The 20447-nt window shown below is 75.3% G+C and carries 17 protein-coding genes and 1 pseudogene; all 18 read left to right on the forward strand.

What is annotated here, in order from left to right; all coding sequences use genetic code 11:
* Nucleotides 1-83 precede the first annotated feature (83 nt).
* The 18 genes and pseudogenes from ACWCV9_RS03580 (at nt 84) to ACWCV9_RS03665 (ending at nt 20427) form a co-directional block, all read left to right on the forward strand.
* Nucleotides 84-3251, forward strand: coding sequence for a hypothetical protein (locus tag ACWCV9_RS03580; protein ID WP_450784059.1), 3168 nt, complete (start codon nt 84-86; stop codon nt 3249-3251).
* Nucleotides 3248-3991 carry a DUF4255 domain-containing protein gene (locus ACWCV9_RS03585; RefSeq protein ID WP_450784060.1) on the forward strand — a complete coding sequence of 248 codons (744 nt, stop codon included), beginning with the start codon at nt 3248-3250 and terminating at the stop codon, nt 3989-3991. Before ACWCV9_RS03580 ends, ACWCV9_RS03585 begins: the two co-directional genes overlap by 4 nt.
* Nucleotides 3988-6102: an ATP-binding protein gene (locus ACWCV9_RS03590; protein WP_450784061.1), complete on the forward strand. Its 2115-nt coding sequence runs from the start codon at nt 3988-3990 to the stop codon at nt 6100-6102. The genes ACWCV9_RS03585 and ACWCV9_RS03590 overlap by 4 nt, the downstream gene beginning before the upstream one ends.
* 248 nt (nt 6103-6350) lie before the next feature.
* Nucleotides 6351-7910 carry a phage tail sheath family protein gene (locus tag ACWCV9_RS03595; protein ID WP_450784062.1) on the forward strand — a complete coding sequence of 520 codons (1560 nt, stop codon included), beginning with the start codon at nt 6351-6353 and terminating at the stop codon, nt 7908-7910.
* A gap of 35 nt (nt 7911-7945) precedes the next feature.
* Nucleotides 7946-8386 carry a phage tail protein gene (locus ACWCV9_RS03600; RefSeq protein WP_385846288.1) on the forward strand — a complete coding sequence of 147 codons (441 nt, stop codon included), beginning with the start codon at nt 7946-7948 and terminating at the stop codon, nt 8384-8386.
* A complete protein-coding gene (locus tag ACWCV9_RS03605) occupies nt 8383-8880 on the forward strand; it encodes a hypothetical protein (RefSeq protein ID WP_450784063.1) in 498 nt (165 codons plus the stop codon). Before ACWCV9_RS03600 ends, ACWCV9_RS03605 begins: the two co-directional genes overlap by 4 nt.
* On the forward strand, nt 8877-9035 hold the full coding sequence (locus ACWCV9_RS03610) for a DUF6760 family protein (RefSeq protein ID WP_385846286.1): 159 nt from the start codon (nt 8877-8879) through the stop codon (nt 9033-9035). The genes ACWCV9_RS03605 and ACWCV9_RS03610 overlap by 4 nt, the downstream gene beginning before the upstream one ends.
* A 4-nt stretch (nt 9036-9039) precedes the next feature.
* Nucleotides 9040-12111, forward strand: a complete 3072-nt coding sequence (locus ACWCV9_RS03615; protein ID WP_450784064.1) for a hypothetical protein — start codon at nt 9040-9042, stop codon at nt 12109-12111.
* Between the two features lie 25 nt (nt 12112-12136).
* Nucleotides 12137-12562 (forward strand): phage tail protein, encoded by a 426-nt coding sequence (locus tag ACWCV9_RS03620; protein ID WP_385846284.1) that lies wholly within the window; start codon nt 12137-12139, stop codon nt 12560-12562.
* Complete coding sequence (locus tag ACWCV9_RS03625) at nt 12559-13281, forward strand: CIS tube protein (protein WP_385846346.1); 723 nt, start codon at nt 12559-12561, stop codon at nt 13279-13281. The genes ACWCV9_RS03620 and ACWCV9_RS03625 overlap by 4 nt, the downstream gene beginning before the upstream one ends.
* Entirely contained in the window at nt 13278-15104 is a 1827-nt protein-coding gene (locus tag ACWCV9_RS03630; RefSeq protein ID WP_450784065.1) for a VgrG-related protein, read from the forward strand. The genes ACWCV9_RS03625 and ACWCV9_RS03630 overlap by 4 nt, the downstream gene beginning before the upstream one ends.
* A gap of 67 nt (nt 15105-15171) precedes the next feature.
* On the forward strand, nt 15172-15489 hold the full coding sequence (locus tag ACWCV9_RS03635; RefSeq protein WP_450784066.1) for a PAAR domain-containing protein: 318 nt from the start codon (nt 15172-15174) through the stop codon (nt 15487-15489).
* Nucleotides 15489-15911 (forward strand): GPW/gp25 family protein, encoded by a 423-nt coding sequence (locus ACWCV9_RS03640; protein ID WP_385846281.1) that lies wholly within the window; start codon nt 15489-15491, stop codon nt 15909-15911. Before ACWCV9_RS03635 ends, ACWCV9_RS03640 begins: the two co-directional genes overlap by 1 nt.
* A complete protein-coding gene (locus ACWCV9_RS03645; protein WP_450784067.1) occupies nt 15911-17869 on the forward strand; it encodes a putative baseplate assembly protein in 1959 nt (652 codons plus the stop codon). Before ACWCV9_RS03640 ends, ACWCV9_RS03645 begins: the two co-directional genes overlap by 1 nt.
* Entirely contained in the window at nt 17866-18432 is a 567-nt protein-coding gene (locus tag ACWCV9_RS03650; protein WP_450784068.1) for a phage tail protein, read from the forward strand. Before ACWCV9_RS03645 ends, ACWCV9_RS03650 begins: the two co-directional genes overlap by 4 nt.
* Nucleotides 18374-18502, forward strand: a pseudogene (locus tag ACWCV9_RS03655) (DUF7577 domain-containing protein); the annotation flags it as partial. The gene ACWCV9_RS03650 and the pseudogene ACWCV9_RS03655, both read left to right, overlap by 59 nt.
* Before the next feature lie 708 nt (nt 18503-19210).
* Nucleotides 19211-19978 carry an NADase-type glycan-binding domain-containing protein gene (locus ACWCV9_RS03660; protein ID WP_450784240.1) on the forward strand — a complete coding sequence of 256 codons (768 nt, stop codon included), beginning with the start codon at nt 19211-19213 and terminating at the stop codon, nt 19976-19978.
* Nucleotides 19979-20034: 56 nt separating this feature from the next.
* A complete protein-coding gene (locus tag ACWCV9_RS03665) occupies nt 20035-20427 on the forward strand; it encodes a hypothetical protein (RefSeq protein WP_450784069.1) in 393 nt (130 codons plus the stop codon).
* Nucleotides 20428-20447: the final 20 nt, after the last annotated feature.

Here is a 20447-nt window from a genome sequence, read left to right on the forward strand (position 1 = left end):
GGCCCCGCCGCCCTGCCGCGTACGCCAGGTGCGCGGCAGGGTGGCGGGGCGCACCCAGGTGTTCCGAGACTGCGAGGTGGACCGTGAACGGCACCGCTGACCCCGGCGGACGGCACCGGCTGCGGAGGTTCGGCGCGTCGTTGCTGCTGCTCGTCCCGCTGTGCGCGGTGACGGCGGCCTCGGGGCCGGGCCACGCCGAACCACAGCCGACGGCGGCGCCTACCGACGCGTCCGCCACCCGGATCGCCTACGCGGGCACCGCGCACCGCAGCCTCGGCCGGGTCGTCAAGACGACGTCCAGCGAGCCCCTGTTCGGGACGGGCCCGGCACACTTCGACATCCAGCCGTCGGCGCTGGGCGAGACGCTGGTGTTCGCCAGCCGCCGCGACGACAAGCGCCCGCAGATCTATCTGCGGGCCCCGGACGGGACGGTGCGCAAGCTGACCGACGGCCGGGACGCGGCGCATCCACGGCTCACGCCGGACGGCGGGGCGGTGGTGTTCGACTCGGCGGAGCCCGGCGGCCCGGACGGCAGGAAGCAGCGCGACCTCTGGCTGGTGCACACCGACGGCACCCGCCTGACCCGACTCACCGACACGCCGTACGACGAGGAGAGTCCGACCGTGTCGCCGGACGGGCGGCGGCTCGCCTACTCCGGCGACGACGATCCGGCGGCGGGGACGCAGATCTATGTCCGGCCGCTGACCGGGGGAACCCCGGCCCGGATCACCGGGACGCTCGGCGGCAAGGCGACCGAGCCCGTGTGGAACCCGGTGGGCGACGCGGCGCACCGGGACCTCGTCGCGTACACCTTCACCGCCGACCCGACGACCGGTCCACGGCTGCGGGTGACCGGCGGTGCGGCCGGGGACCAGCCGCTCCTCGCGGGGGCGCAGGCACAGTGGCGGGCCCATGGGGCTGCCTGGCTGCCCGACGGGGACGGGGTGCTGTTCCTCAGCCCGAACCGCACCTGCTCCTGCGAGGGCGACTGGGACCATGTGTTCCGGGTGCCGGCGCACTCCGCGGACACCCCTCAGCTGGTGCTCAGCGAGGACCGCGCGGTCGGCACGGCCACCTGGGTGGGCCCGTCGTCCGGCGGATACGCGGTGGTGGACCGCATCTCGGCGCTCGGCCCGCACGTGGTGACGCTCCAGGACGTACGACGGGACGGCAGCGATCCGCGCGACCTCGGGCTGACCCTGCTGAACGAGGACCCGGCCGCCGACACGAACACCGACCCGACCAAGGACCCGCTGTTCCAGCCGGCCGCCGGGTACGACCCGTGGACCGAGCGGCAGACCTACACCCCGGACGGCCGCCGCATCGTGGTCACCCGGTTCGAGGACGGGCCGGCCGGGCGGATCGAACGGATCTGGACGGTCGACGCCGACGGCACCCACCAGATGGCGATGCCGCTGGCCGGACGCGGGCCGCGGGACTGGGACACCGACCCGGCGTTCTCACCGGACGGCAGATACCTCGCCTTCACCCGGACCTCGCCGGGCGGCGTCGGTTCCGCCTCGGGCCCCGGCCGCATCCTGATCGCCGATGCCGAAACCGGGGCGATCCTCCACGAGATCGTGCCGCCGGCCGGGGAACAGACGGGCGGTGACGCACAGCCGACCTGGTCCTCCGACGGCACCACCCTCGCCTTCACCCGCAACGAGGTGATCGACGGGCGCGGCGGCAACAAGCACATCTGGACCGTGCCGGTGACCGACCTCGACCGGCAGCGGGACCTCAGCTCGGCGATCTGCCCCGGCACGTGCGCGGTCATCGACGACAGCCCGGCCTTCTCCCCGGACGGCCGTCTCATCGCCTTCAACCGGAAGAACGGCGGCGGCCTGGTCGACGAGCGCAACGGCCTGCTGCTCACCTCGGTGTCCGGCACCGACTGCCGGGTGCTGCTGCCCGAGGCCGCGCGGAACAGCGCCGACGGCTGCCATCGGGAGCTGCCGGACACCACGGTCACCGGCCCGCACCAGCCGCGCGACGCGGCCTGGAAGGCGGACGGCACCAACCTGGTCTTCACCGCCCGCGAAAAGCAGCCGGTCAACTGCCCCGAGAAGCTCTACCGGTTGAACATCAGGACCGGCCGGGTGTCCGCGATCACGACCGAGCTGCCGGGGCGGCAGAAGGAGCCGAGCGTCCAGCAGTCGGTGGACCTGGCCGTGCACGCCCCGGTCGCGGTGCCCTCGACCGGTGTCGGCACCGCCCGGGACGTCCGCGTCGACGTGGTCAACAACGGCCCGGCCGCCTCCCCCGGCACCCGGCTGACCATCGCTCCCCCGCCGGGTGTGACGGTCACCAAGGTCCGCCTTCCGGGCGGCAGTTGTGCCGCCATCACCCTCCAGTGCAACCTCGGGGTGGTGCCGCCCGGCAGGACCGTGCCGGTGACCGTGACCCTGACCGGGCACACCCCCGGCGCGCAGCCGGTGGACTGGTCCGTCACCGGCAGCGTCATCGACCCCGCGCCCGGCGACAACACCGCCCGGACCGTGGTGCCGGTGCGCCCGGTCACCCCGCCGCACCCGACCCCGTCCCCGCCCCCGTCCCCGTCTCCCAGGCCCACACCGACGCCGAAGCCCGCGCCGCCCGCGCCCGAGGCCGGACCCGGGGTGCAGGTCACCGCCCAGCCGAACCCCGGTTACGTCGGCGGCCGGGTCGTGGTGACGTACACCGTGCGCAACGGGCGCAACGCGCTCGCCACCGGGCTGCGGCTGCGGCTCGGGCTGCCCGCCGGGATACCGAACGGTGGGCCGCCGCCGGGCTGCGACACCTCGTGGAGGTGCGCGCTGCCCGACCTGGCACCGGGCGGCCGGACCGTCGTCCAGGTGGTGCTCGCCCCCGACCGGGCGCTGACCGGCCGCGTCACCGGCGTCCTCACCACCACCGGCACGGACGCCGACCGGAGCGACAACACGGCCCGTACGACGCTGCGCATCCTCCAGCCGCGGATCGTCGCCGTCCCGCCGATCGGCAAGCCCGGCTTCGTCACCTCGGTGCGCGGCAAGGACTTCCCGCCGGGGGTGCCCGTGCGGTTCACCTGGAAGCCGGGGATCACCGCGGCCGCCGTACCGACCGTGCCGAAGCCGGACGGCACGTTCATCGGCCAGCTGCTCATCCTTGCCAAGGACCAGACGGGGCCGCGCACGATCACCGCGCGGGGCCCCGGATTCTCCCCGGTGAAGACGGACTTCCTGGTGGTGACCGGGAGCGTGCAGCCGCCCGACGAGGTGACCCGCCGGTGATCCACGAGGTCGACGAGGCACTGCGCGGACTGCTCGCCGAGTCCGGGCTGGAGGCGTCCGGCGTCGAGGTCGTCCTCGACGCGCCCACCCGCGACTGGGCGGCGCGCCGGACCGCGCCCACCGTCTGTGCCTTCCTCTACGACATCCGGGAGGACACCACCCGGCGCGGCAGCGGCGCGGGGGAGGTGTACGACGCGGACGGGTATGTGGTGGCGCGGCGCACCCCGCCCCGCTGGTTCGAGCTGACCTACCTGGTCACGGCGTGGGCGAGCCGCCCGCAGGACGAACACCGGCTGCTCTCGCAGGTGCTGGCCGCGCTCGTGGCCACCGACACGCTGCCCGAGCGGCTGCTCACCGGGACGCTCGCGGACCTCGGCCTGACCGTGTCCCTGGACACCTCCGGCGCCGAACTCGACGCGCCCGCCGCCTGCGATGTGTGGTCGGCGCTCGGCGGCGAGCTGCGGGCGTCGCTCGGGGTACGGGTGCGTGCCCCGCTCGCCGCGGTACGCAGGGCGGCCGCGCCGCCGGTGACGGAGGGCCTCGTGATGCGCTCCGCCGACCGCACCGGGGAGAGCGATGCCGAGGCGGGACGCCGGTTGCGGGGCGAGGAGGCGGGCGATCCGGAGGCCGGACGTCGGCTGCGGTACCGGGACGTCAGCGACCCGGGCCGGGACGGCTTCGGCGGCCCGCGCGAGCGCCGCCCGGCCCCCGCCCGGCGCCGGAGGGGACGACAGCCGTGACGGACCTCGCCGAGGCGGGCACGGCCGTCTCCGTGGACCCGCTGTGGGCGCGGCTGCGGCTCGTGGAGGAGCGGGTGCGGCAGGCCGTCGCGGCCCGTCGCGCCGTCGATCCCGACCCCGACGATCCCTACCGGGGCCAGTACCTCTCCCCCGAGGCCGTCCAGCGGATCCTGGACCCGCCGGCCGGCCTCGGCCTGCCGGGCCACACGCCGCTGCCCGCGCCGACCGGCTCCGTGCTCGGCACGCTCGCCGCGCGGTTCGCGCTGTCGCCGCTGGACCTGGATCTGCTGCTGGTCGCGGTGGCCCCCGATCTGGACGCCCGGTTCGAGCGCCTGTACGGCTATCTCAACGACGATCTGACACGCCGCCGGCCGACGGTCGGGCTGGCGCTGGAACTGTGCGGGTGCGCCGCCGCGTCGACCGCCCGGTTCCGGCTCTCCCCCGCGGCGCCCCTGATCGCGAGCGGCCTGCTGGAGATCACCGAGCCGGACCGCCCGGTCCTGTCCCGCACCCTGACCGTCCCGGACCGGGTCACCGCCCATCTGCTGGGCGACACCCACCCGGACACCCGGCTCACGGGGGTGCTGGACGGGGAGGGTTTCCTCGAAGAGGTGGTCGACGGTGATCCGGCAGCGACCGAAGCCGGAAACCGGGAGTCGGAGGATGTGGCGCGGGCGGCCGCGGCCGTTCGGTCGGGGGCGGAGTTCGTGCATCTGCTCGATCGGGGCGGAGACCCGCAGGGCCTCGCCGTCGCGGCGCTGCGGGCGGCCGGGCTGCGGCCGCTGGTGCTCGACGCGGCGGCACTCGCCCGACGGGCCGGCGACCTGCCCGTGCTCGCCCGGGTGGCGGCGCTGGAGGCCCGGCTCACCGGGGCGGGTGTCGTCCTCGGCCCGGTGACGGCGCTGCCGCCGGAGCCGTCCCAACGGGCGGGCGCGCTGCGGGAGTTGTGCACGGCACTGCGCGGCATCCCGCTGTTCACCCACGGGGTGGACGGCTGGGACCCGGCCTGGTCCGCCGACACCCCGGTCGTCCTGCCGGTCGGCCCGCCCTCCGCCGCACAGCGGGCGGCACGCTGGCGGCACGCCCTGCACCGGGCCGGCGCCACCGTTACCGGGGACACGGAGACGCTCGCCGGGGCGGTCGCCGCGCACCGCCTCGACGGCGGGCAACTGCGCCGCGCCGCCGGGGCCGCGGTGCGCGCCGCCGCGCTGGCGGGCCGCCCGGTCACCGCCGACGACCTGCGGTCCGCCGTACGGGCGCAGAACGGGGCGGGGCTCGCCCGGCTGGCCCGCCGGGTGGAGCCCGGCGTCGGCTGGGACGACCTGGTGCTGCCCGCGCCGACCCACCGCAGGCTGCGTGAGCTGGCGGTGCGCGCCCGCCACCGCGACCAGGTGCTCGGGCAATGGCGGATGCGTCCGGGCGGCGGCCGGGGCCGCGGGGTGATCGCCCTGTTCGCGGGCGAGTCGGGCACCGGCAAGACCATGTCCGCCGAGGTGGTCGCCGCGGACCTCGGGATGGACCTGTACGTGGTCGATCTGTCCACGGTCGTCGACAAGTACGTCGGCGAGACCGAGAAGAACCTGGAGCGGATCTTCACCGAGGCCTCCGCGGTCAACGCGGTCCTGCTCTTCGACGAGGCCGACGCGATCTTCGGCAAGCGTGCGGAGGTGAAGGACGCGCACGACCGGCACGCCAACATCGAGTCGGCGTACCTGCTCCAGCGGATGGAGTCGTTCGACGGCATCGCCGTACTGACCACGAATCTCCGGGCCAACCTGGACGAGGCGTTCACCCGGCGGCTCGACGTGGTGGCGGACTTCCCGGTGCCGGACGCCGCCCAGCGGCTGGCCCTGTGGGAGCGGTGTCTCGGGCAGCGGCTGCCGCGCGCCGCCGATCTGGACCTCGGCTTCTGCGCGGACCGCTTCGAGCTGGCCGGCGGCTCCATCCGGGCCTGCGCGGTGACCGCCGCCTATCTCACGGCGGAGTCCGGACAGCCGCTCGGCATGCGGCAGTTGGTGACGGCGGTGGCCCAGGAGTACCGCAAGCTCGGCCGGCTGGTCCTGGAGAGCGAGTTCGGCCCGTGGACCCGGGATGTGCTGAGCGAGGGCTGACCACCGCCCTCCGGCCGGTCCTGCACCCGTCCACCGCCGAGTGCCGCTCGGAGCCCCCTTGCCCGGCGGCCGCGCTGCCCGGAACCGCCCTGCGCGGCGGCCGTGCTGCCCGGACGGCCCGAGCGGGCGTCCGGAAAGGCAGCGCGGTTGCCCCCGGCGAGGTACCCGCGCACCTGTCGCCGCGCCCGACCGGCCTCGGAGACTCGGCATCGACGCAGGTGACCACGCTGGACCACGAAGGAGCGAGCATGCCGACGTACCTCACCCCGGGCGTGTACGTGGAGGAGGTGCAGTCCGGTGCCCGCCCGATCGAGGGGGTCGGCACCGCCGTCGCCGCGTTCGTCGGGTTCGCCGGGACCGGGCCGTTCCACGAACCGACCCTGGTCACCACTTGGGACCAGTACGTCCAGCTGTTCGGCGGCTTCGTCGAGGGCGCCTACCTCGCGCACGCCGTGTACGGCTACTTCGCCAACGGCGGCGGCGCGGCCTACGTGGTCCGGATCGGCGGCCCCGGAGCCGGCTCCGAGGCCGCGGGAGACGGCGGCCGGCGGCCCCGGGAGGTCCGCGCGGCGGAGCCCGTCGCGCTCGGCGGCTTCCTGGTGGCGGCGCGGCCCGGCGCGTCCGGGGTGTCGGTGGAGGTCGCCGACGCGGACGGCGAGAACCCGCCCGAGGACCGGTTCAAGCTGCTGGTCCGCCAGGGCGACCAGGTGGTGGAGTCGTACGACGTCTCCACCCGCAAGAACGTCAAGGGGTACGTGGTCACCCAGCTGCGCGCCTCCCGGCTGGTCGAGGTGACCGAGCAGCAGGACGCCGCCCCGGCCCGGCCCGCGAGCCAGACGGTGGCGGTGCCCGACGCGCCGGCCGCTCCCGCGGGCCCCGCCGTCGGCGAGGTCTCCCGGACCGACCCCGCCGAGTACGTCGGCGACGCCGCCGCCCGCACCGGTTTCGCCGGGCTGGAGGCCATCGACGAGATCACCATGGTCGCGGTCCCGGACCTGATGGGCGCCTACCAGCGCGGCGACATCGACGCCGAGGGCGTGCGCACCGTCCAGCTCGCGGTCATCTCGCACTGCGAGCAGATGGGCGACCGGGTCGCGGTCCTCGACACCCCGCCCGGGCTCACCGCCCAGCAGGTGCGGACCTGGCGCAACGACGAGGCCGGCTACGACTCCCGGTACGCCACCCTCTACTACCCGTGGGTGAAGGTCTTCGACCCGGCGGCCGGCCGCACCGCGACGGTTCCGCCGAGCGGACACATCGCCGGTGTGTGGGCGCGCAGCGACGCCGAGCGCGGGGTGCACAAGGCGCCCGCCAACGAGGTGATCCGGGGCGCGGTGGACCTGGAGATCCGGCTCAGCAAGGGCGAGCAGGACCTGCTCAACCCGATCGGGGTGAACTGCGTGCGCGCCTTCCCCGGCCGCGGCATCCGGATCTGGGGCGCCCGCACCCTGTCCTCCGACCCGGCCTGGCGCTATCTGAACGTACGGCGTCTCTTCAACTACCTCGAGGAATCCATCCTGTTGGGCACCCAGTGGGTGGTCTTCGAGCCGAACGACGACCGGCTGTGGTCGAGCATCCGCCGCAACGTCACCGCGTTCCTCACCGAGGAATGGCGCCGGGGCGCGCTCTTCGGCCGCACCGCCGAGGAGGCGTTCTATGTGAAGTGCGACCGCGACAACAACCCGCAGACCTCCATCGACCAGGGCCGGGTCGTCTGCGAGATCGGCGTCTCCCCCGTCAAGCCCGCCGAGTTCGTGGTGTTCCGGCTGGCCCAGTTCTCCGACAGCACCAGCCTCATCGACGAGTGACCCGCGGGTCGGCCAAGGAAAGGTGACAGACAGTCATGGCAGAGGGCGATGCTCTTTCCACCCACGTCTTCGGCGTGCAGCTCGGCGGATACCTGGTGGAGTCCATCCAGGAGATCAGCGGGCTGACCGTCGAGGAGGAGGTCGTCGAGGTACGGCAGGTCAGCTCGGAGGGCAAGCAGATCATCCGCAAGCAGCCCGGCGCCCGCCAGGCCGGCGAGATCACGATCACCCGGGGACTCGACAAGAGCAGCGAGTTCACCAAGTGGATCAAGGAGACGCTCAACAACGGTGCCGTCGACACCGCCCGGCAGAACCTGACCATCGAGATCAAGGACAGCAAGGGGGAGACGGTCCGCCGTATCCAGCTGATGAACGGCTGGGCCTCCCGCTGGGAGGGGCCGTCCCTCAAGGCCGGTGAGTCGGCCGCGGCCACCGAGTCCGTCACGATCGTGTTCGAGGAGATCGTCGTCGAATGAGGCGCCGTACCGTCACGGCGGGCAGCCTGGAGGAGATCCTGGAGGCGACGGCGCCCGCCCCGGCCGCCGAGCAGCCGCCCACCCCGCCCGCCGCCACCCCCTCCACGACACCGCGGGAGCAGGGCCTGCGCACGGAGTTCGAGTTCGAGCTGCCGCGCGGGTACGTGGACGAGGCGGGCACCGTGCACCGGCACGGCGCGATGCGGCTGGCGACCGCCCGCGACGAGCTGCGGCCGCAGATCGATCTGCGGGTCAAGGAGAACCCGGCGTATCTGAGCGTGGTGCTGCTGAGCCAGGTGATCACCCGGCTCGGCACCATCACCGATGTGCACGCGGGGATCGTGGAGCGGATGTACGCCACCGATGTGGCGTTCCTCCAGGACTTCTACCGCCGTGTCAACAGTGAGGGGCACACCCGTGCCGCGGTGACCTGTCCGCACTGCGAGGGCGCCTTCGAGGTGGACCTCTCGGGTGGGCGCCTGGGGGAATCGTGACGTACGCGCTCCCCCGGCTCCGGGAGGAGATCGCGTACGTCGCCTACCACTTCCACTGGCAGCGCGAGGAGATCCTCGACCTCACCCACGCCGAGCGGCAGACCTGGGTGGCCGAGATCGCCCGTATCAACACCCGGATGAACGAGGGCGGTTGAGTTCATGGCATGGTGGCACGCCCTGCGCCGCCGGGCCGCGGCGGCGACGGGCACGGCGGAGCGCACCGTCCCGGCCCCCGCGTCCGATGCGGGTTCCGGTTCCGTCGTCGCGCCCGCGCCCGCGTCCGTGCCCGGGGACTGGGACGGCGGGTGGCGCAGCGCCCCGCCGCCGACGCTGACCGTCGCCCGCGCCCCGATCGGCGTCAGCGACGGCCTCGCCTTCCGCGCGGGCCTCGCCTCCTGGCAGAACCCGGCCTTCGACGCGGGCCTCGGCCACGCGCTGCTGCCCTCCGCCCCGGCCGGGCTGCTGCACGGCGTCACCCAGCGGGCCACCGCGCCCGCCGCCCGCCACCACGCCGACGGCGGTCCACTGCTGCTGCGGGCCGCCGTCCGCCCGGACACCGAGGAACCGGCCGAATCCGCCGGCCGACCGGGCGACTCCTCTCGTACGACGGCCCCCGCGCGTCGCCGTACGGCCGGCGGGGACATCAGCACGGCGCCTGCTGCACCGCAGCGCTCGGCCCCGACCGCGAACGGTCACGCGCCCGGCGCGGGAGCCGCGGCCGTCCAGCGGGCCGCAGCGGGGTCCGCCGGTCAGCTGGTCCGCCCCGCCGAGCCCGGCCGCCCGGCGGCAGGGCCCGAGCTTCCACCGGTGCGGCGGATCGCCGTGGTACCGGTCGCCCCGCGCGGGGGGACGGCGGGCCCGGCTCCGGCGGGCGGCCCGGACAGGGGCACGCTCACCGCCCAACGAGCTACGACCGTACGGCCCCGGCCTCTGGGTCCCTCACTCACGGTTGCCCGGCGGTCGACGGGACCCGTACGCCGGATCACGGCCCTGAAGCCCGAGATCCGGCGTGGGGCAGCCCCGGGCAGGGGCACGGCCAGCACCACGGACGCGGCCGCGACACCCTCGATCACCACCGAGCCGGCCCCCAAGGACACCTCTCGTGCCGACTCCCCGGAGCGACGGGTCGGCCAAGCCCCGTTGGGCACGCCCCTGCCCGAACTGCCGCCCACCGCACGCCCCTCGGCCACCGACAGAGCGACAGACCCGGCACAGCCTGCGGTGTCACCCGCGCTTCCCCTCACCGGTCAGCAGGCGCACACCCTCGGCCCCGCTTCCGGCCCGGCCTCCGCACCAGCCGGCACCCGACACCAGAGCACGCTGGGCCCGTCCCTGACCGAACTGCCGGTCACTGCGCGCCCCTCGGTCACGGGCCGACCGGCAGACCCGTCCCACAACACGGCACCACCCGCACTCCCCCTCACCGGGCGACAGCAGGAGACTCCTGACCCCGCACCGTCCGACACCCGCCACCGGGCCGGACTGGGCTCGCCCCTGCCCGAACTGCCGCCCACCGCACGCCCCGCGGCCACCGGCCGACCAACGGACCCCTCCCGCCCCACGGCACCGCCCGCACTCCCCCTCACCGGTCAGCAGGGGCCCACCCCCGGCGCCGCGCCGTCCGACACCCGACACCGGAGCGGACTGGGCACGCCCCTGACCGAACCGCCGCCCACCGCACGCCCCTCGGCCACCGGCCGACCCACAGACCCACCCCACCCCACGGCACCACCCGCACTCCCCCTCGCCGGGCGACAGCCGGAGACTCCCGGCCCCGCGCCGTCCGATGTCCGCCACCGGGCCGGATTGGGGGCGCCGCTGCCCGCGATGCCCCCCACCGCCGCTCCACCCCGCTCCCCCGGCTCCAGCGGGCGGCCGGTCACCGCGCGCTCCGGCAACGCGCCCCTGCTGGGCGCGACGGACACCGGACGCCCCGGCCTGTCCGTCAACTCCGGGGAGGGCGGCAGGCTTTCACCTGCGGCCGGCGGAACCTCAGCCGTGCTGCCGGGCGCCTCGACGGCTGACGGCACTCCGCCGGTCGTCACGGCAGGGCCCGGACCGGCGCAGCCCCCGTCCGCCCCGGCGCCCTCGACGGCCGACCGGGCGGCCCCTGGTGCGCGCGGTGCGTCACCGGCGGACCGTCCGCGCTCCGGCGGTCACGGCGCGCCGGGCCCGGTCGTCGTCGCCCGTGCGGTCTCGGGACCGGCGCGGCCGGCGGGTCCGGGCGGCGCGGGAACGCCCGGTGTCATCGGCCGGCCGCCGTACACGGTGCAGCGGCGAAGCTCGGGCGTCGCGCCGGGTGCACCCCGTGCCCTGGCGCTGCTCGCCGCGCGTCCACTGATGCTCAACACCCGCGCGCCGCAGGGCTTCGCGCCGCCTGCCACGCCCCGCGCCGCCGTGCGCCCGGTCGTGGCCGCGTCCTGGCGCCGCGAACCGGCACCGGCACCGGCACCGGCTCCCGCACCCGCCGTACCGAGGAACGCGGCATCGGGCACATCCGCGCGACCGGCCCGGGGTGTCCCCGCGCGCGCCGCCGCACCGCCGGTACAGCGAGCCGCCCCCGGCCCCGCGCCGGCACCGATGCCAGCGGCCACCTCCGTCTCCCCGACGAGCCATCCCGGACCTGTCGCCGATGCCGGGCCGGTGACGGCACTCCCGCCGTCGGGCAGCCCCACGCCCCCGGCAGCGCTGTCGTATCCCTCCCCGTCGGCGACCCCGGCTACCGACCCTCCGTCACCCGGCGGCCCCGGCCGCCCCCCGGCTCGGCGGGTCCTTCCCGTCGTACGGCCTGAGCCTCCCGTTCAGCGGGCGGTGGGCGGGGTGGATGCGGTGTCGCGGCCGCCGGTGCTGCCGTTGGCCGAGTCGCCGGCCGGGCCGCTGCACCTGCCGGACCGCCCGATGCCGTCGGCCTCACCGGCACCGCCCGTGCCCGTGGTGCGCGCCGGCCGCGCGGCGACGGCGCCGGTCGTCCAGCGGGACGGGGCCGGCAAGGCGGGTGGGGTTCCGGTGACGGCGGTGCCCGCGCGCGGGAGGCAGCGGTCGGCCTCGGCACCGCCCGCGCCCGGCAGGGCCCCGGCGTCGGCACCGGCACCGACACCGGCACCGCAGGAGGCCGGTATCGACCTGGACGACCTGGCGCGGCGGCTCCTGGAGCCGATGTCCCGGCTGCTCCGCGCCGACCTGCGGCGCGGCCGGGAACGCGCGGGCCGCCCCTACGACGGCCGCCGTTGAAGAACGAGGAACGGATGAACCACGGATGACGGACAACATCTTCGCGACGAGCGTGTTCTTCCGGCTCGCGATCGGCGGCAACGACCTGGGGGCCTTCCACACCTGCTCCGGCATGGGGGCGGAGGTGGAGATGGAGACGTACGCCGAGGGCGGCAACAACGGCTTCACCTGGCAGTTGCCCGGCCGCGTCAGCTGGTCGAACATCACGCTGACCCGGCCGGTCACCGCCGACACGGCGAAGATCGGCCGCTGGCTCGACGAGACGCTGCGGCGCGTGGAGCCGAAGGACGGGGAGATCGTGGCGCTCAGGCCGGACCTGACCCGGATCATCAGCTGGCAGGTGCTCGGCATCGTGCCGGTGCGCTGGCAGGGGCCGTCCTTCGACCCCTCGTCCTCGGAGCCGGCGGTGGAGACGCTGGAGATCGCCCACGAGGGACTGAGGCCTTCCTGATGCCGTCCCTGCGCACCAGCCGGGCCAGGGCCCAGCTGACACTGAAGGAGCCGCCGACCGCGGTCGGTGCCAAGCCCGGCGGGACGATCGCGCGGCTGAACCTCCAGTTCAACCCGACCACGCTGCAACTGCGCAAGACCACCGAGTGGCGGCGCACTCCGTCGCGGATGGCCGGGCAGTCTGCGCTGCCCGAGTTCGTGGGCAGCGGCCCGCGGGAGTTGAGCCTGGAGGTCTTCCTCGACGCGACCTCGACGCACGACAACTCGGTCGAGCAGGCGGTGGAGAAGCTGATGAAGGCGTGTGTGCCGACGCCGGCGAGTCTCGCCCGCAAGAAGCCGGCCAGCCCCTGGGTGCGGTTCGAGTGGGGCACCGCGCGGACGACGTCGTTCGACGGGGTGCTGTCGAGCCTGTCGGTGACGTACACGCTGTTCGACGTGGACGGGAGGCCGCTGCGGGCGACCTGTGCGCTGTCGGTCGAGGAGGCGAGCGTCGACCCGCCGGGGCAGAACCCGACCTCGGGGGCGCGCACGGCCCGCAGTACGCACACGGTGGTGGCCGGGGACAGCCTGGCGCTGCTGGCGTGGCGGGAGTACGGCGACGCGACTGCCTGGCGGGTCATCGCCGAGGCGAACGGGATCGACGACCCGATGGCCCTGGTGCCCGGCACCGAACTGGTAGTGCCGGCGCTGGGGGACGCGGGCGCGGAGGAGGAGCGGTGACCACACCGGAGGCGCGGGGCGGCCGGTCGTTCGCGGCGGACCCCGTCGTGGAGGCACCCGGCGAGCTGCCGCAGGTCTGGGCGGCGCAGTTGGTGAGCTGTGTGGTGGACGAGAACGTGGGTCTGCCGGACACCGCAGTGCTCACCTACCGCGACCCCGACCACGAGTTCCTGAAGTCGACCGGCATCACGCTCGGCACACCGCTGCGGGTGTCCGTGGTGACGGTCGCCGGGCAGGCGCGCGAGCGGCTGTTCAACGGCGAGGTCACGGCGGTGGAGATCGACCGGGACGGCACCGGTTCGTTCACGGTGGTGCGGGCCTACTCGGCCGCGCACCGTCTCCAGCGGGGCCGGAAGGTGGTGGCGTACCGGAACATGACGGCCGCCGCCATCGTCCGCAAGGTGGCCGCCGGGGCGGGTCTGCCCTGCGGGAAGGTGGAGGCCGCGCCGGTCACCTACCGCCAGCTGTCGCAGGCCAACGTCTCCGACTGGGACTTCTTGCAGTACCTGGCCGGGGAGAGCGGGGCGCTGGTGCGGGTCGACGACAAGGGAATGCTCCAGTTCACCCGGCCCGAGAAGGCGTCCGGCGCGCCGGCGCCGTCGACACCCGCCACCCAGAACCCGATGGTGCTGGAGTACGGGCGGAACCTGCTCGCGCTGCGGGCCGCCCTGTCGGGCGCGGACGGCGCGGGCTCGGTCGAGGTGCGGGGCTGGGACGCCACCACCAAGACCCCGCTGGTGGCGCGGCAGCCCGCCGTGCACAGCGAGACCGTGCTGCCGGGTCTGAGCCCGGCGCTGGCCGCCCGGTTCGGTGCGACGGCGAAGCTGACGGTGACGGACACCCCGTATCGCAGCCAGGCCGAGACGACCGCGGCGGCGGACGCGATCGCCGCGCAGGTCAGTTCGGGGTTCGGCGAGCTGGAGGCGGTGGCCGAGGGGAACCCGCGGCTGCGGGCGGGCCGGCCGGTCGCGCTCGGCAACGTGGGGCCGGCGTTCTCCGGGCGGTACACGGCGACGGCGGTGCGGCACAGTCTGGAGCCGCACGGCGGCTACCGGACGACGGTGTGGGTCAGCGCCAGCCCGGACCGGTCCCTCGCGGGCCTGGTGACCGGCGCGAACGCGCCCGGCCGCGGACCGCGCATGCCGGGTCTGGCGATCGGTGTGGTGACGGACGTACGGGAGCCGGGCGGCGCCCAGAGCGGCGGGGTCCGGCTCAGGTTCCCCTGGCTGGACGACACCTATGTGACCGACTGGGTGCGCACCGTGCAGTGGGGCGGCAAGGGCGGCGGGGGCGTGGTGAGCCCCGAGGTCAACGACGAGGTACTGGTGGGCTTCGAGCAGGGGCTGCTGGACAGCCCGTATGTCATCGGCGGTCTGTACAACGGCGTGGACCGGCCCTCGCCGCACGACGTGCCGCTGGTGGACGCGACCAGCGGCAGGGTCAACCGCCGTTCGGTGGTGTCGCGTTCGGGTCATCGGGTGGAGCTGCTCGACGCCAGGGCGCCGGGGCCGTCCGGGGTGCGGCTGCGCACCGGGGACGGGCGGCTGGAGGTGCTGCTGCACGACCGTGAGAACACCATCGAGCTGACGGTGTTCGCGCCCGGCGGGCGGCGGCCGCTGTCCTCGGTGCGGCTGGACGAGCGGGGCATCGCACTCGACGCGGGAACCGGAAAGGTCAGCGTCAAGGGCGGCACCGTGGAGATCGACGGCACCACGGCGGTCCGCGTCGGCGCTCCGTCCGTGCACATCACCGGCCGGACGGACGTCACGGTCGACGGCGGCCTGCTGGGGGTGCTGAAGGCGGATCTCGTCCGCATCAACTGACGTCAATTCACTTAGCGTATGGGCCCGTTGGGGGCCGTACCGTACCGTTTTCACGAGGAGCCCGGATATGCCCGCCGCAGCCCGTACCGGCGATCCCACCAGCCACGGCGGTGTGATCGCCACCCCGCCGCCCGGCGCCGCCGCGACGGTGGCGCGCGTGCTGATCGGCGGCCGTCCCGCCGCCGTCGTGGGCAGCCTGCACACCTGTGTCATGCCCCCGCACGCGGCCCTCGGACCGGCCAATGTGATCCTGCCCTCCCCGGCCGCGCTGCTGTCGGGCCAGGTCCTCATCGGCGGGCTGCCGGCCGCGCGGGCGGGCGACTCCACCGCGTGCGGCGCGACGGTGCAGATCGGCGCGCTCAACGTGCAGATCGGCGGCGTGTGATGAGCGAGCGGTTCATCGGACGCGGCTGGGCGTTCCCGCTGCGGGTCGGGCCGACCGGCGGCATCGCCATGGTGGAACGGGAACGGGAGATCGAGGAGGCGATCCGGCTGGTGCTGGGCACGGCACCCGGTGAGCGCCCGATGCGGCCCGAGTTCGGCTGTGGCATCCACGACTTCGTCTTCGCGCCCGGCGACGGCGCCACCGCGGGGCGGATCGCGCAGGCGGTGCGCGAGGCGCTGGAGCGCTGGGAGCCGCGGATCGCGGTGGACGACGTGGTGGTGGCCTTCGACGAGGTGGACGCCGGGACCCTCTACATCGATGTGCACTACACGGTGCGCTCCACCAACGACCGGCGCAACCTGGTCTTCCCCTTCTACACGATCCCCTCCGAGGAGGGGGCCGAGGAAACGGTCGCGAACTGATGGCCCTGCCCTCCCCCAACCTGGACGACCGGCGGTTCCAGCAACTCGTCGACGAGGCGAAACGGTACGTGCAGCAGCGCGCCCCGGAGTGGACCGACCACAACGTCTCCGACCCGGGCGTCACCCTGATCGAGACGTTCGCCTACCTGGTGGACCAGTTGCTGTACCGGCTGAACCGGGTGCCGGACAAGAACTACACCGCGTTCCTGGACCTGTTGGGCATCCGGCTGTTCCCGCCGGCGGCGGCCTCGGCCGAGGTCGACTTCTGGCTGTCGGCACCGCAGCCGGACACGGTGACGCTGCCCGCCGGCACCGAGGTGACCACGGCGGACGGCGAGTCGGAGGAGCCCGTGGTGTTCGCGACCACCGAGGAACTGCGCATCGTGCCCAGCGAGTTGGTCCGGCTGGTGACGGCGCCCCGCTCCGGTGAGCAGACCGACCGGACCGGCCGGCTCGCCGAGGGCCTCGATGTGCCCTGCTTCCAGGCGGCGCCCGAGCCGGGGGACGCCCTGCTGTTCGGGCTGCCCTCGGCGGTGCCGCGCTGTGTGCTGGCGGTGCGGCTGGACAGCCGGGTGGAGGGCGTCGGCGTGGACCCGCGTCAGCCGCCGCTGGTCTGGGAGGCGTGGGACGGCGGCCGCTGGCAGCGGTGCGAGACCGGTGCGGACACCACCGGCGGGCTGAACCGGCCCGGCGAGGTGACCGTCTTCGTGCCGGCCGGGCACACCGCGTCGGTGATCGGCGGGCACCGGGCGGGCTGGCTGCGCTGCCGGGTCACCGAGCCGGAGCCGGGCCAGCCGTTCTACTCGGAGTCCCCGACGGTGCGGGAGGCGTCGGTGTTCACGGTGGGCGGCACCACCTCGGTCGAGCACGCCGAGACCGTCACCGATGTCCCGCTCGGCATCTCGGAGGGGGTCCCGGGCCAGACGTTCCGGCTCGGCCGCCCCCCGGTGCTGCTGGACGGCGAGCCGCCGGTGGTGGAGGTCTCCTCCGCGGACGGCTGGCTCCCGTGGCAGGTCGTGGAGCACTTCGGCCGCTCGGAGCCCACCGACCGGCATGTCCAAGTGGACGCCACCACCGGGGAGTTCATTTTCCCACCGGCGCTGCGCGAACCCGACGGCACGCTGCGCCCGTGCGGCGCGGTGCCCGAGAAGGGCGCGCACATCCGGGTGGCCCGCTACCGCACCGGCGGCGGCCCGGCGGGCAACGTGGCCCGCGGCGCGATCTCGGTGCTGCGCAGCTCCGTGCCGTACATCGCGCGGGTCGGCAACCGGGAGGCGGCCCGCGGCGGGGTGGACGGGGAGACCGTCGCCAACGCCAAACTGCGGGCTCCGGACGCGCTGCGGATGCAGGAGCGCGCGGTCACGGCCGAGGACTACGAGACCATCAGCCGGCAGGCGGCGCCCTCGGTGCGCCGGGTGCGCTGTCTGCCCGCCGCGGACGCGGCGGGGGCGGTGCGGGTGCTCGTCGTGCCGGACGCCGTGGCCGACGACGGCGACCGGCTGCGCTTCGAGCAGCTGATCCCCTCCGACCAGGTGCTCCAGGCGATCACCGCGAGTCTGGACGAGCGGCGGCTGATCGGCACCCGGCTGGTGGTGGAGCCGCCCGCCTTCCAGGGTGTCACCGTGGTCGCCCGGCTCGCGGCGGCGCCCGGCGACACCGACCGGGTGCGCGAGGCCGCCCTCGCCGCGCTGTTCCGGCACCTCAACCCGCTGCGCGGCGGGCCGGACGGCACCGGGTGGCCGTTCGGGCGGCCGGTGCAGTACGGGGAGGTCTTCGGCGTGCTGCAACAGGCCACCGGCAACGCGCTGGTGGAGGAGATCCGGCTGTTCCCCGCCGACCCGATCACCGGGCGGCGGGGCGCGCCGGTGGACCGCATCGACGTGGGGCCGGGCACGCTGGTGTTCTCGTACCAGCACCAGGTCGTCGTACAGCCGGTCGAGCCGGAGGCCGGGGCATGAGCCGCGCCGGAGTTCCGGGCCTGCCGAGCCGGCACCCGATCGGGGCGCTGCTGCCCGCGCTGTACGCCGAGGACGACTTCGCGCAGCGGTTCACCGCGGGCCTGGACACCGTCCTCGCCCCGGTGTTCGCGACCCTCGACAACCTGCCCGCCTACCTGGACCCGCGGGTGGCACCGCTCGACTTCGTGGCCTGGCTGGCGTCGTGGGTGGGCGCCGAGGACGACCCGCACCGGCCGGCCGCGCTGCGCCGGGAGGCGGTGCTCCGGGCGGTCGAGCTGCACCGCCGGCGCGGCACCCGGCGCGGCCTGGCCGACCGGCTGTGGCTCACCCTCGGCGTGCACGCCGAGGTCACCGGTGACGGCGGGGCGGTCTGGTCCCGTACCGCGGGCGCCGAGCTGCCGCCGGAGCCGTCCGGTGAGGTGGTGGTCCGGGTCTGGCCGGGCCGGGACCCCGAGGTGGACGAGGCCCGGGTCCGCGAGGTGGTCCGGGCCCTGTGTCCGGTGCATGTCTCGTGCCGGGTGGAGGTCCTGCCCGGCCCGCCCGTCGACGACGGAGGGAGGTGACGTCGTGCGCAGCTGTCCCTCGTGCGGGGCGTCCAACGATCCCGGGGACGACTTCTGCCGCAACTGCGGCTCCTACCTGGGCTGGTCCGAAGGGCGTACCCCGCCCGCGCAGGCCCCGGCTGCGGATCCCCCCGCTCCGCAGCCGGATCCCCCGGCTCCGCAGCCGGACCGGCCGACGGGCAGCCGAGCGGCCGACGCGCGGCCGGCCGACCTGCCGTCGGATGGCTTGGCGTCGGATGACACCTCATCGACCGGTGCGCCCTCGGCTGACGCCCCGTCGCCGGACCGCCGGCCGCAGGACGGCCCGTCGGCCGATGCCCCCTCGTCGGCGTCCGCGTCGGACGGCGGGTCCGCCGGGTCCCCGACCGGCCCCGACCATTCCCCGTCCCTGCGGGACCGGCTGACGAACCGTGCCCGACGGGAGCCACAGAACGCGCGCCGCACGAGCCCGGCGCCGAACGCCGGGCCTCCGGCGGCTGGGGCAGCCCGGGATTCCGGTTCCGCTTCGGCGTCGAGCCCGGCCGTCCCTGCGGGCGGCACCGCCAGCGACCGCCCCGATACGACCCGAACGGACCGCCCGGCTGCATCAGGAACGGCGTCACCCTCGACCGGTGCCACGCCCACCGACAACCCGGCACCGAGCCGCCCCACACTCGGCCCCTCACGCACCCAACCCTCCACCCCCGCACCCCCCACACCCCCCAGCCTCGCCTTCCCCGGCCCCCGTGCTCCCGCGTCCATCGAGCAGAGCGGGCCGCACGACGGGGCGGTGTTGCCCGTGCAGCCCGCGAAGCCGGTCGCGCCGCGTCCTGTCGTACGCCCCGCCGCACCCGCACCCGAGGAGGTCACCGGGCCGCCCTGCCGGGTGTGCGGCACGCCGAACCCGCCCGACCGCCGGTTCTGCCGCCGCTGCGCCGCCCCCCTGCGCCCGACGGAAGCCGCCGCCCCGCTGCCCTGGTGGCGCACCATCTGGCCGTTGCGCCGCCGGGTGCGGGCCGGGTCCGGCCGGGCGGTACGGCTGCTGGTGATCCTCGCCGTGGTGGTGGGTCTGTGTGTGGCCGGTTTCCTGCTGCTGCCCGCCGGGCGCGCCCTGTTCGAGGACACCCGCGACAAACTCGGCAACGCCAAGGCCGTCACCCCGGCGCATGTCTCGGCGAGCGCCCAGGTGCCCGGGCATCCGGCGGCGGACACGACGGACGGTCTCAGCAACCGCTACTGGGGGGCGCCGGGAGCGGGCGCCTCGGTGACGTACACCTTCGACAAGCCGTTCCGGCTGGTCGACCTCATCATCACGAACGGCGCGGCCACGCCGCCGGAGGAGTACGCCCGCGAGGCCCGGGCGCTCCGGATGGATGCGGAGGTCACCTCGGCGGACGGCACGGTGCACCGCAGCACGCTCTCGCTCAGCGACACACCGGGGCCCCAGACCTTCCCCACCGGGGTGAGCGACGTCGTCAGGGTGCGGCTGGTGCTGCGGTCGGTCACGGGACTGACGTCCGGCCGTCATGTCGCGGTCGCGGAGGTGGAGTTCCGTCAGCGCAGCTGAAACCCGGAGACCCGATGTCGCAACTCTGTGCAATTGATCGGTTACTCTAGGCGGCCATGAGGAGTGGCCCCGCCTCGCGCACCCGCCGCGCCGTGCTGCGTGCCGGCGCGGCGGTCGTGCTGCTCCTGGCCGTCCTCGTGCATCTCGCGGTGTGCGGACACGATTCCGTGTCACCGCCCCGGGCCGGCGCGCCCGTCGCGGCCGCGGCCGCTTCCGGCGAGCCCGGTTCCGTCCCCGACCCGCACTGCTGCCACGGCGACGAGCCGACGCTCCAGACGCCCCGCGGCACCGCAGGGCCGGTGCCGGCCGGGCACGAGGCGACCGCCGTGGCCGGACCGGCGCACGTCCCCGCGGCGGCCTCGTCCAGGCCCGGCGGGACACCGGGCAGGCGGGCGGAGAGCCGGTCGACCGGGCCGTCACCGGCCCGGCTCGGGGTGTGGCGGACCTGAGCGGCCCCGGCCGTGCCCCC

The organism is Streptomyces sp. NPDC001606 (assembly GCF_053596835.1).

What these genes read in the sequence shown, in the direction of transcription:
- ACWCV9_RS03615 (WP_450784064.1), top strand. Translation starts at nt 9,040, where the DNA reads ATGGCATGGTGGCACGCCCTGCGCCGCCGGGCCGCGGCGGCGACGGGC.
- ACWCV9_RS03600 (WP_385846288.1), top strand. Translation starts at nt 7,946, where the DNA reads ATGGCAGAGGGCGATGCTCTTTCCACCCACGTCTTCGGCGTGCAGCTC.
- ACWCV9_RS03620 (WP_385846284.1), top strand. Translation starts at nt 12,137, where the DNA reads ATGACGGACAACATCTTCGCGACGAGCGTGTTCTTCCGGCTCGCGATC.
- ACWCV9_RS03640 (WP_385846281.1), top strand. Translation starts at nt 15,489, where the DNA reads ATGAGCGAGCGGTTCATCGGACGCGGCTGGGCGTTCCCGCTGCGGGTC.
- ACWCV9_RS03605 (WP_450784063.1), top strand. Translation starts at nt 8,383, where the DNA reads ATGAGGCGCCGTACCGTCACGGCGGGCAGCCTGGAGGAGATCCTGGAG.
- ACWCV9_RS03665 (WP_450784069.1), top strand. Translation starts at nt 20,035, where the DNA reads ATGAGGAGTGGCCCCGCCTCGCGCACCCGCCGCGCCGTGCTGCGTGCC.
- ACWCV9_RS03650 (WP_450784068.1), top strand. Translation starts at nt 17,866, where the DNA reads ATGAGCCGCGCCGGAGTTCCGGGCCTGCCGAGCCGGCACCCGATCGGG.
- ACWCV9_RS03645 (WP_450784067.1), top strand. Translation starts at nt 15,911, where the DNA reads ATGGCCCTGCCCTCCCCCAACCTGGACGACCGGCGGTTCCAGCAACTC.
- ACWCV9_RS03635 (WP_450784066.1), top strand. Translation starts at nt 15,172, where the DNA reads ATGCCCGCCGCAGCCCGTACCGGCGATCCCACCAGCCACGGCGGTGTG.
- ACWCV9_RS03595 (WP_450784062.1), top strand. Translation starts at nt 6,351, where the DNA reads ATGCCGACGTACCTCACCCCGGGCGTGTACGTGGAGGAGGTGCAGTCC.